The sequence below is a fragment of the Rhizobium sp. P2_G9 genome (assembly GCF_056403475.1).
Genome location: NZ_JBFUFK010000003.1, coordinates 248,831 through 259,741, shown reverse-complemented (window position 1 = coordinate 259,741; position 10,911 = coordinate 248,831). Strand labels below are relative to the sequence as shown.

At 59.8% G+C, this 10,911-nt stretch carries 10 protein-coding genes; 4 read left to right on the top strand and 6 right to left on the bottom strand.

Annotated elements, in window-relative coordinates; all coding sequences use genetic code 11:
* The coding region (locus AC1DYF_RS04320) for a transporter substrate-binding domain-containing protein (protein ID WP_477875440.1) at positions 1-1,003 on the bottom strand (1,003 nt) is incomplete at its 3' end.
* A gap of 20 nt (positions 1,004-1,023) precedes the next feature.
* Between AC1DYF_RS04320 and AC1DYF_RS04315 the strand changes: the two genes are divergently transcribed.
* Together AC1DYF_RS04315 and AC1DYF_RS04310 are read left to right on the top strand one after the other, a co-directional pair.
* The gene (locus AC1DYF_RS04315) at positions 1,024-2,454 is read left to right on the top strand and encodes a flavin monoamine oxidase family protein (RefSeq protein ID WP_477875439.1); all 1,431 of its coding nucleotides are present in this window, start codon (positions 1,024-1,026) and stop codon (positions 2,452-2,454) included.
* 2 nt (positions 2,455-2,456) lie between these two features.
* Positions 2,457-3,497 carry a Gfo/Idh/MocA family protein gene (locus tag AC1DYF_RS04310; RefSeq protein ID WP_477875438.1) on the top strand — a complete coding sequence of 347 codons (1,041 nt, stop codon included), beginning with the start codon at positions 2,457-2,459 and terminating at the stop codon, positions 3,495-3,497.
* A 105-nt stretch (positions 3,498-3,602) separates the two neighbouring features.
* On the opposite strand, the gene AC1DYF_RS04305 is transcribed toward AC1DYF_RS04310, so the two are convergent.
* From AC1DYF_RS04305 to AC1DYF_RS04285, 5 genes are all read right to left on the bottom strand, one after another.
* Positions 3,603-4,547: a dihydrodipicolinate synthase family protein gene (locus tag AC1DYF_RS04305; RefSeq protein ID WP_477875437.1), complete on the bottom strand. Its 945-nt coding sequence runs from the start codon at positions 4,545-4,547 to the stop codon at positions 3,603-3,605.
* Positions 4,548-4,615: 68 nt separating this feature from the next.
* The gene (locus AC1DYF_RS04300; protein ID WP_477875436.1) at positions 4,616-5,521 is read right to left on the bottom strand and encodes a dihydrodipicolinate synthase family protein; all 906 of its coding nucleotides are present in this window, start codon (positions 5,519-5,521) and stop codon (positions 4,616-4,618) included.
* Positions 5,522-5,545: 24 nt separating this feature from the next.
* Positions 5,546-6,607 (bottom strand): proline racemase family protein, encoded by a 1,062-nt coding sequence (locus AC1DYF_RS04295; protein WP_477875435.1) that lies wholly within the window; start codon positions 6,605-6,607, stop codon positions 5,546-5,548.
* Positions 6,607-7,713 (bottom strand): mandelate racemase/muconate lactonizing enzyme family protein, encoded by a 1,107-nt coding sequence (locus tag AC1DYF_RS04290; protein ID WP_477875434.1) that lies wholly within the window; start codon positions 7,711-7,713, stop codon positions 6,607-6,609. Before AC1DYF_RS04290 ends, AC1DYF_RS04295 begins: the two co-directional genes overlap by 1 nt.
* Positions 7,714-7,822: 109 nt before the next feature.
* A complete protein-coding gene (locus tag AC1DYF_RS04285) occupies positions 7,823-9,043 on the bottom strand; it encodes a D-arabinono-1,4-lactone oxidase (RefSeq protein ID WP_477875433.1) in 1,221 nt (406 codons plus the stop codon).
* A 144-nt stretch (positions 9,044-9,187) separates the two neighbouring features.
* Between AC1DYF_RS04285 and AC1DYF_RS04280 the strand changes: the two genes are divergently transcribed.
* Both AC1DYF_RS04280 and AC1DYF_RS04275 read left to right on the top strand, forming a co-directional pair.
* The gene (locus AC1DYF_RS04280) at positions 9,188-10,108 is read left to right on the top strand and encodes an amino acid ABC transporter permease (RefSeq protein ID WP_477875432.1); all 921 of its coding nucleotides are present in this window, start codon (positions 9,188-9,190) and stop codon (positions 10,106-10,108) included.
* Positions 10,108-10,899, top strand: a complete 792-nt coding sequence (locus tag AC1DYF_RS04275) for an amino acid ABC transporter ATP-binding protein (protein ID WP_477875431.1) — start codon at positions 10,108-10,110, stop codon at positions 10,897-10,899. The genes AC1DYF_RS04280 and AC1DYF_RS04275 overlap by 1 nt, the downstream gene beginning before the upstream one ends.
* Positions 10,900-10,911: the final 12 nt, after the last annotated feature.

The following is a 10,911-nucleotide window of genomic DNA, read 5'->3' as shown; positions in this document are numbered from 1 at the left end:
TTGCGGCACCATACGAGGTGTCGTTCTTTTCCAGGATTTTTGCGTAGTCGCCGGTCTTGATCAGATGGTCGTAGGCGGCTTTGAGCGCCGGAAGCATCTGTGCCGAATTTTCGTTTCGCGCGACAGCGGTGGCGCATGGGCCGCCGCCGATTTCGCCGGACGCGTTCAGTGCCGGATTCATGCGAATGGATTCCTGCGCACCGCCCCGATTGATCAGAACGCCGTCGACGCGACCGCTGTTCAAGGCAAGAATGGCATTGCTGATCGAGGGAAAGGCGCTGACGGTGGCTGCCTTGTCGCATTTGGCTGCGCCGGTCTTCAACGTTTCCAACTCAGCGGATCCAGCCATCGCACCGACGATGTGGCCGCAGATCTCCGAAACCTTCTTGGGCTTGAAGCCCTTTGCGTCAACGACCAGGAACGAGCTGTAGTCCTGCCAGTCGGTGACGAAATCCGCGACCTTAAGGCGCTCTGTTTTGACATAGAATTCACCGAAGGAAATGTCGTACTTGTTCGCCTGCAGGCCGGTCAGGGCTGCCGCGAACGGGATCAGGCTGATCTCGGCTTTCAGGCCGAGTGTCGCTGCAACCGCGTTGGCCAGATCGACATCCATGCCCTTTAGCTCGCTGCCGTCTTTATAAGCCAATGGCTTTCCGACATCCGGCACGGCGATGCGCAGAACTCCAGCATCCTTGATCGCCTTGGGAAGCATGGCTGCGACGTCATCCGACTTCGCGATGTCCTGCGCCTGCACTGTTGTCAGCGACATGGCTCCGACAACCGTCGCTGTCAGGATCGACAAAATGTTGCGCCTACTAAGCATTTTCATTCCCCTCGGTTCGTGCAGTTCGCGACCGGTTCGATAACGACTGCCTCGTTGACAATGGTGTCTTACGGGTGATATATTACCGCTTATCGACAACAGCGCAAGAACTTTTTTGGCAGACGATGGCCGGACAAGAAATGGGGCAACCCGCTGAGATTGCGGCCGAATGAACCACAATATCGAGGTGAGAACAGCACATGGATAAGCCGAGTTATGACGTCATTATCGTTGGCGGAGGTCCGGCCGGGCTGTCTGCCGCGTGGGAATTGCGTGAGCGTAACCTTCTGGTGCTGGAGAAGACGCATCGGCTTGGCGGCCGCCTCTATTCCGTGGCGCGTGGTGATTATTGGCTGAACCTCGGCGGACATCTCTTCCCGCCTCCGGGCTCGCATATGCGCAACATTCTTCATTCGATCGGCCTCGATATCATTACCATTCCCGGCAACAAGTTCGCCATCTGGTGGGGCAACAAGGTCTACAAACCCAAGGCGGTGTCGATGCTGCCCTTCAGCATGAAGATGAGTTTGGGCGAGCGGATCGCCCTTGCTCGTCTTGGCCTGCGCATCATGAAAGCGGTCAAGGGCTGGCAAAAGGAAATGGTGCCGGTTTATGGCGAGAGCAACCAGCGTCGCCGCGCACGCGTCGCCCGCTTCATGGCGAACCAGACGTTCCGCGATTTCCTCGGTCGTTTGCCGAAGCGATTGGAAGCCCTGTTCCAATCTGCATCGCGTCGCGCCGCCGCCGAGGCGGAGGATCAGCATGCTGGCGTCGGCGTGTCGCTGTTCGGCGCTGTCTGGGCCGGCAAGGGCGATTCCATGGCGCTCAATCTCGATGGCGGTTCCGGCCGGTTCGGCGAGAGAATGATGGAACTTCTCGGCGACCGTGTTCGCTATCACACGACGGTCAAGTCAGTGGCGAAAACGGGCGACCTAGTCACGGTTGTCTATGAGACCGATGGCATCGAATACACTGCGATTGCCAGGCAGGTCATCGTCGCCGTACCGGCCTATCAGGCCGCGGAAATCGTCCGCAACATTCCTCAGGACGTGAAAACCGTACTTGAGAGCGTTCAGTACGGCCCCTTCCCCACCATGGGCATCATCACCGATGAAACCGGGCCAATGCCTTATGACGATATCTACGCCATCACCACGCCGGATGCGTCGTTCGACATGTTCTTCAATCACGCAAACCCACTTCGTACCGGTGGCCCGCGCAAGCCGGGCGGCAGCCTGATGGTCTATTCCGGCGGCGCGCCCGCACGCGAAATGCTGAAGCTGACGGACGAAGGGATCAGGGACACCTATCTTGCCGACGTCTACAGGATGTTCCCCGAGCTCAAGGGGCACATCAAGGAAACAATCGTTCAGCGATGGGTGCCGGGAAACACCTATCGACCCGCCGGCTTCAACTTCGACCCCATGCTTGCCTATTGCGAGCGCGACGATGTCGACATCCATTTCGCCGGCGATTATTTCGCCGAGATCGGCAATATGGAAATCGCCACCGGCACCGGCCACGAGGCCGCAAAGCGGGCGCGCGCGCGCCTGCTCAGCAAGCAGGACCGGGCCGCCCCGTTGCATGTCGTCAGCTCTGCCGGCGCGGCCTCCGGCGTCGGCGGAAAATAGCCATGACGCCTTGCCGCTTCGGAATCATCGGCGCCGGCGTCGCTGCAGAGACGCATGCGCGCGAACTGCGCAACGTGACCGGCGCAGAGCTGGTATCGGTTTTTGCAAGAAGCCAGGAAAAGGCGGCAGCGTTTGCCGCCGCCTTTTCGATTCCAAAATGGTCGAGCGATCTCGACGAATTCCTTTCCGACCCGACGATCGATGCCGTCATCGTGACAACGCCCAATGGCCTTCACAAGGACTATGCGGTTGCCGCCGCCAGGTCAGGCAAGCATGTCATGGTCGAGAAGCCGCTCGAAATTACCTCCGACCGCGCCCGTGACGTCATCGCCGCCTGTGCCGAAAGCGAGGTTGGCCTGTCCGTCATCTATCACCGCGCGCATTCCGATGCAGCCCTGCAGGCCCTATCCGATGTCCGGAACGGGGCCCTGGGACGGATCTTTCTCGTCAGCATCCTGGACAACGAATTCCGGCGGCCTTCCTACTATTCTGGCGATGCCTGGCGCGGCACGTGGGCGATAGAGGGCGGTGGTTGCGTCATCACCCAGTCGACTCACCTGATCGATCTCGCGCAGTTCTTGCTGGGACCGATTTCCTCTGTCTTTGCCATGACCAGGACAGCCTTTCACGACATCGAAACCGAGGATGCGGCTGTTGCCGTGTTTGCTTTCAAGTCTGGTGTCATGGGATCATTCTCGTCATCGACAGCCGCCTTCCCCGGCCAGCGGCACCTGCTGACGATCAGCGGAATGAGAGGCACGATCGTCATCAATGGGGAGCATGATGAGATATTGTTTCGCGAGACGGCGGACGAGGGGGAGACCCATTCGACGCCTGGCGGATTCAGTTTCAAGGACTTGCAAAATCCTCGTGACTTCCCGACCAAAGGCCAACGCGCGCAGCTTCAAGCCATTGTCAACGACCTGCGCGAAGGCAAGATTCCAGATGATGGCGCGAGAGCCCTGATGTCGGTCCAGGTCGTAGAGGCGATCTACCGCTCTGCATCCGAAGGAAAACCCGTCTCGCTACCACTCAGTTTATAAGGCCGGCAGCACGCGACAGAGGATCATCGCCAAACGATAGGGCCTCAGACAAAATGGGGCCGGCAGAGCGGCCCCATCACGAATTTTCTTAACGAAAGCGTACTGCTACGCGGCGTTGATTTGGCGCCAGTTGCTGTACCATTTGCCAAACAATGCAAGCTGAGCCTCGACATAGCCGCGCTGGCTGTCCGTCAGCGCGTCCGTCTCGTTGAAGTGCAAAGTATATTCCTTGTCGCCCTTCAAGGTCATCATGTACTTGAAGTAGAGCACGAGATCCGGGCCTTCGTCGAAGGAGGAAAGGACGGCAAGTGCTGCCTCCAGTTCCAAGGCGAGCTTGCGCGCCTTTGCATCTCCCGCGGCGGCTGCTTCCGACAGTTTGCAGAGATGAATCACCTCCTGCGGCAGAACATTGCCGATGCCGGTGATCGCACCCTTGGCGCCGCAATTGACGAAACCGTGCACGACGGCGGTGTCGACACCGACCATCAGCGTGACGTCATCGTCCCGGCTGGTGATGTTCTCGGCAGCATAACGCAGGTCCGCGGGACCGCCGAATTCCTTGAAACCGACGAGGTTCGGATGTTCCGCGCGCAGAGCGAAGAACAGATCGGCTCGTGTTGCAAAACCGTAATACGGGCTGTTGTAGATGACCGCGGGCAGATCCGGCGCCGCCGCAAGGATCGCCTTGAAGTGCGCGCGCTGGGCGGAGATGACGGAGCCACGCGACAGCACGCGCGGTATAACCATCAGTCCCTTGGCTCCGACCTTCTGGGCATGCGCCGCATGGGCAACGGCAGACGCGGTATTGACCGCGCCAGTGCCGACGATAACAGGCACGCCGGCCTTGGCCAGACGCTCGACGCCTTCCATGCGTTGTGCGTCCGTCAACAGCGGCCAATCGCCCATCGAGCCACAGTAGACGACAGCGGACATTCCACCGGCGATCAATTCTTTCGCCTTGCGCACCAGTGCGTCGAAATCCGGGCTGCGATCGTCCTTGCAAGGCGTCATCAATGCAGGAATGACCCCTGAAAATATCTCGACCTTCACGTCAATTCTCCTTTGGCCCTCTCGGGATAAACCATGGCGGCCCCTTTTTGCGGAGCTGCCGTTGATCGTTATCGGGCAGCCCGCGTCAAGTAGTCAGGGTTCACCGAAGCCAGGGCGGCCTTCAGCGATTCCCTCTCGGCCGCCGTATATTGCGGGATAGGCGCACGGACGGGACCGACCGTCAAGCCGAGGATTTCGCAGGCGGCCTTGACGCCGGCATTGTAGCGGCCGTTGCCGAGCAGGCGCACGATCGGATTGATGTCACGCCATACCGAAACGAGCGTCTGGTCGTCGCCGCTTTCACTTGCCTTTTGCAGTTTTGCCAGAGCCGGAGTCATGAAATTGGCAATGCCCATGACCATGCCGGGCGCCTTCGATGCCAGTGCCGGAAGCATCAGGACGTCCTCGCCGTTGAGCAGGGTAATGTCCTGCGAATGGTCTGAAAGCAGGTTGAACATCTGCATGATGTTCGCCGAGGAATCCTTGACATATTTGACTTGCGGAATTTTGCGGGCGAGCTTCACCAGGAAGTCGACATCGAGATGCAGGCCGGTAGCGGGCGGGAAGTTGTAGGCGCAGATCGACAGGCTCGTCGCGTCCGCGACAGCCGCGTAATAAGCAAAAGCCTCGTTGAAGCCGATCGGCTCGTAATAGGGCGTCGCCAGCATCACCGCAGTGGCGCCGACCCGTTCGGCATGCTTGGTGAATTCGATTGCCTCGCGAGACGAGGTCGCGCCCGTATGTGCCAGGACAGCGGCACGTCCGGCCGTCTGCTCGACGACGACTTCGACCAGACGCAGACGTTCCTGATGCGAAAGCACCGAGAATTCACCGGTGCCGCCTGCTGGCACGAAGCCATCGACACCATCGGCAATGTTCTGGTCGACAAGCTTGCGAAGTGCTGCTTCGTCGATCTTCTCGCCATCGGCGGTGAATGGCGTGACGATTGCGGAAAGTACACCCTTGAGGGTCATGTTATATCTCCTGGATCGAAATTGTCAGAGCGGGGCGAAGCCATCGGCGAGACCGTCGTCCTCGTCCGCAGCGATAATGAGAAAACCGTTGATGTAGGCGCGGCCGGTGAGAGCGGGTGTCGTGAACTTGCGATCCGGCGTCTCCCGCACCCGCTTCGCGGTGACGGTGAAGGTCGAACCGATAATGCTCTCTGTCGTCAGCGTGTCACTCGCGGCGATCCTGCCTTCGGTCACCAGCTTGGCGAACAGGGCGCTCGTGCCGGTGCCGCATGGCGAGCGATCAATCACGCCCGGAGGCGCCACGACGACGATCTTGGCGCGATCTGGCGTAGCAGCATCGTACTCGTAAAACAGCACCTGATAGACGTCGAGAAGATCGTTCGAAAGCGGATCGTAAACACCGTCCGCCGTGTAGGTCTCCTTCAGCCGCCGCGCGAGACGGACGATCTCTGTCGCGTTGCCGCGATCCAGCGAAAGGCCAATCGTCCGGGCATCCACCGAAATGTAGTAATCACCGCCGTAGAGCAGCTCGACCGGCATGCTCTGGCCGTCGACCTCGCACGCGCCTTTCGAGACGACGAAGGATTCGACATTGGTCAGCGTGATGGTGGTGAACTTTTCGCCATCACGGCGGGCCGTCACACCGACCGGGCCGGCAGGTGTGCGGATGCTGAATTCCGTCCGGGTCGGGCTGTCGCGCCAGAGGTTCGGCAGCATGCCCAGTTCGACGATGACCGACGCGAACCCGATCATGCAATGGCCGCACATGGGCGGATAGGAGCCAGGTTCAAGGATGACAGCGCCAATATCGCAGCCGTCCTCCTGGCTATGGATGGGCAGAACGGCACAGGTCAGGCCGCCGCCGCGGGGCTCATGGACGAGCCGCCGGCGCCAGTGATCGGCGTTGTCGCGCAACCAGAGACGGGCTGCATCGACGGTGGTGACGTCACCGGGCAGATCAATGCCCGAGAGCACGATGCGTGTGGGATTTCCTCCCGTATGTGAATCGACAGCGAGGAATTCCTGTCGGCCTGCCCGATCGAGCCACTTGATGGCGGCTGGCGGAAGGGTGCGGCTATCGGACATCACTTCGTCACCTCGAAGAGTGCCCGGCCCAGGGCCTTGTGATCGACGCTGATGCCAAGGCCCGGCGTTTCCGGCGCACTGCCCCGCCCCTGGTGCGAACGGGGCGCGTAGCCGGCGATATGTTCCTTGGTCCAATCATTGAAGAAGGAGGCATGCAGGAGCGCGTCGGCACGGGTGCTGGCGGCAACATGCGACACGGCCGCTGTCGTGACGTCTCCGCCCCAGACATCCTCGATGCACATCGTCATGCCGAGATCCGTCGCCAGGTTGCGCATCCGCACTGCCCCGGTAATGCCGCCCACGCGCGCGAGCTTGATGTTGACCGAGCCGGCTCCGGCTTCGTATTTCGCGCGATAGAGCTCGGCCGCGTTGACCACAGATTCATCCATGACGAGGGGAAGCGAGCTCATTTTCTGGACGATGGCGCAGTCCATCGTGTCCCTGCACGGCTGCTCGATATAAATGTCGAGGCCGGCCATTTCGCGGACGGCGATGATTGCTGCCTGGAGATTCCAGCCGCCGTTCGAATCCGCCACGATGACGGCGTCATTCGGGCAGGTATTCACGACGCTGCGCGTGCGCTCGGCATCTTCATAGGGATCGTTGCCGACTTTCACCTGGAACCGGTTGATGCCCGCCTTGCCACGAACACGGACGAATTCCGCCATTTCCTCAGGCGAAGCGAGCGGCACGGCCTCGTAAAGAGGGAAGCTCTTCTGGGCAACGCCGCCGATCAACTTGGAAATCGGAAGGTTGGCGACCTTGCCGAGAATATCCCAGCAGGCGACGTCGATCGCGCTCTTGGAACTGTTCTGACCGAGCAGGACAGCATCCATGGCCTCGTGGATGATGATCAGGTTCGTCGGATCCAGGCCAATCAGCGAAGGCGCCATCACGCGGATGCCTTCGCGGGTTCCTTCCGCGAAGGCCGGCAGATAGGTCCCGCCGAGCGTGCTGCTCTCGCCCCAACCCTCCACGCCGTCGTCGGTCAGGATCCGAACCAGGGTCGACGCCTGGCTCTGCGCCGCCCTGCCCTTGGACATGACATACTCACCATGAGCATAGGTGAGCTCATAGCCGTAAACTTCTATGGAGGCGATCTTCATCGGACTTCATGCCTTAGTGATTGGTAACGGGTAATATATTACATGTGACTGACGGAGTGTCAACACGAAGACCGCCTCCATTTTGGCGGAGGCAGCCACTTCGTCGACACTATCCAAAAAGCGCCGAGAGATGCGGATTCAGGAAGAGATCTTGCGGATCCATCTGAAGCCGCACGCGCTGAAACCGCTCATAATCCGGATAAAGCGCCTGCACACGCTGCCTATCGAGAAAGTGAAGCTTGCCCCAATGTGGGCGTGCCGCGAGCGGCTGAAGCGCCTCGTCGACCGCGCATAGGAAGGGTTCGTAATTGCGACCGATCTCACCGGAAACCGAAATTGATGTGCTATCCCGGCCACTCTGCGCAGACAGGAAGCCTTGGTCCGCCTTTTGCCAACGCACCTGCAGCGGGGAGATTTCTTCAGGGAATCGCTTGAGCATAAGATCGCGCATGATGTCGACAGCCGACCGAGCCTGGTCGGCGCCGACCATATATTCAAGCTCATGAAATTCGGCGACCGTCGTTCCGTCAGGATAGATGCGATAGGCCCGGCCGGTCCGGCGATTGATTTCGCCCTGGGGTTCGTCCGGCAATTCGCCGGGGACTTCGCGCAGCAATTTCACGAAGCAATGATCTGCCGGCACATCGCCAAGCTTGTACATGTCCGCCGAGCGGTCGGTGGGCATCCACCAGAATGAAAAATGCCTGTATTCGGCCAGCAGATGGTCCCATTGCCGGAGGACTTCGGACATTGGAAGGATGACATTCTCTTCCCGCAGGCCGTAACGCGGAACAAGGTCGAGGCCGACGCGCAGAACCGCTCCCAGCATGCCGACGGCCACTTGCGCAGCCAGCAGGTGCTCTGGCTTGCCGGCGTCGATGTCCACGACCTCGCCCATCCCGTTGACGACGCGAACGCTATTCACCCGAGACGACATCGAGCCGAAATGGATTCCGGATCCCTTCGTGCCGGTGGCAACGGCACCGGCCACGGACTGGACGTCGATGTCGCCCTGGTTTGCAATCGACAGACCGGCATCCCACAGCGGCTGTCCAATGTCCGCAATCCGCGATCCCGCCCAAACCTCAGCTTTGCGCGATGCCTTGTCGACGGAGATCACGCCCGTCAGCCTGGACAAATCCAGGAGCAGGCCCCTGGTTTCGACAACCGGCGTGAAGGAATGCCCGCCACCGGCGACTCGGACGGTCTTCCCCTCCCTGACCGCGCTCCGAATGACGGCAATCGCCTCATCCTCCGTTTCCGGCCGCGCGATCGATTCCGCTTCGAACAACTGATTGCCACCCCAATTGGCCCAGGAATTCTCACTCATTTTCCACTCCGTCATTTTTTCGAATGCCATCAAGCTTGACTCATCGCCATTCACTTGCCACTATGTAAACGGCTATCGGTTATCGATTACCATAGAAATGTCGAGGCATCTACCGCTAACTTGACGACGTTCAGGGGAACGCAATTGACACAGCTAATCGTGAGGCAGCTCAGCCAAGACTATGAGAAGATGCCAGTCGTGCCGCTCAAGCACCATGGACGCTGGATCGCCGCCGCCCTGCTGATCGTGATCCTGGCCGGTCTGGCAACCTCGATGATAACCAACTCCCGGTTCCAGTGGGATGTCGTCGCCCAGTATCTGTTCGACCAAGCCATTCTCTCGGGGCTTCTCGCGACGATCTGGCTGACGATCGCCGCCATGGCGATCGGCATGGTGCTCGGCACGATCATTGCGCTGATGCGCATCTCTCAGAACCCGGTGCTGGGCAGCATCGCTTCCGGTTATCTCTGGATATTCCGCGGCACGCCGCTGCTTGTGCAGCTGATCTTCTGGTTCAACCTTTCGGCACTTTATCCGCGGATAACCATCGGCTTTCCCTTTGGCCCCAGCCTCGGCTCCTTTGATGCCAATACGTTCATCACGGTCTATGTCGCCGCCCTTCTCGGGCTCGGCCTCAATGAAGGCGCCTATATGTCAGAGATCGTGCGCTCGGGCCTGAACTCCGTGCCCGTCGGCCAGCGCGAAGCGGCAGAGGCTTTGGGCATGTCGAGCTTCCGAGTGATGACCCGCATCATTCTGCCGCAGGCGATGCGCGTCATCATTCCACCGACCGGTAATCAGCTGATCGGCATGCTGAAGACGACATCCCTGGTCAGCGTGATCGCGCTGCAGGAACTGCTTTACTCCGCCCAGCTGATCTACACGGCGAACTTCCAGACCATTCCGCTCCTGATCGTCGCCTCGCTTTGGTACCTCGCGCTGACCACATTCCTTACGATCGGCCAGCACTTCCTCGAGCGCCATTTCGGCAAGAGCGATCGCCGGCTGAACACGCGGATAAGCGCCGTAAACGAGAGCGAAGAACCGAACATGGGGACCGTCTGATGCTGGCCGCACTTTCCTCCCAATTCACCGACCAGTACGCGGTCAATGCACGCGGCGTGCAAAAATCCTTCGGCACGCTTCGCGTCCTCAAAGGCGTCAACCTGACCATCGAGTATGGGAAAGTCTGCTGCATTCTCGGACCGTCAGGCTCCGGCAAGAGTACATTCCTGCGCTGCATGAACCATCTTGAGCGTATCGATGGCGGCTTCCTTCAGGTCGGCGGCCAACTGGTCGGGTACCGCGAACATCGCGGCAAACTCTACGAGATGAAGAAGTCGGAAGTCGCGCGTCAGCGCGCCGATATCGGCATGGTCTTCCAGAACTTCAATCTGTTTCCGCACATGACGGTGCTGCAGAACATCGTCGAAGCGCCGACAAAGGTGAAGCGGGTCGCAAAAACCCAGGCCGTCGAAGAAGCGATGGTGCTTTTGTCGAAAGTCGGGCTGACCGAGAAGGCGAATGCCTATCCTCGCACCTTGTCGGGCGGCCAGCAGCAACGTGTGGCAATCGCCCGCGCCTTGGCCATGAAGCCGAAGCTCATGCTGTTCGACGAACCAAGCAGCGCGCTCGACCCGGAACTGGTCGGCGAAGTGCTCAACGTCATGCGCGAACTGGCAGCTGAAGGCATGACCATGGTCGTGGTCACCCACGAACTCGGCTTCGCCCGCGAGGTCTGCGACAAGGTGGTCTTCATGGACGGCGGCGTCGTGGTCGAGGAAGGCAGCCCTTCCGAACTCTTTAGCAATACGAAAACCGATCGCGCCAAGGCTTTTCTCAGCAAGGTGCTATAATCTAGTGAATGG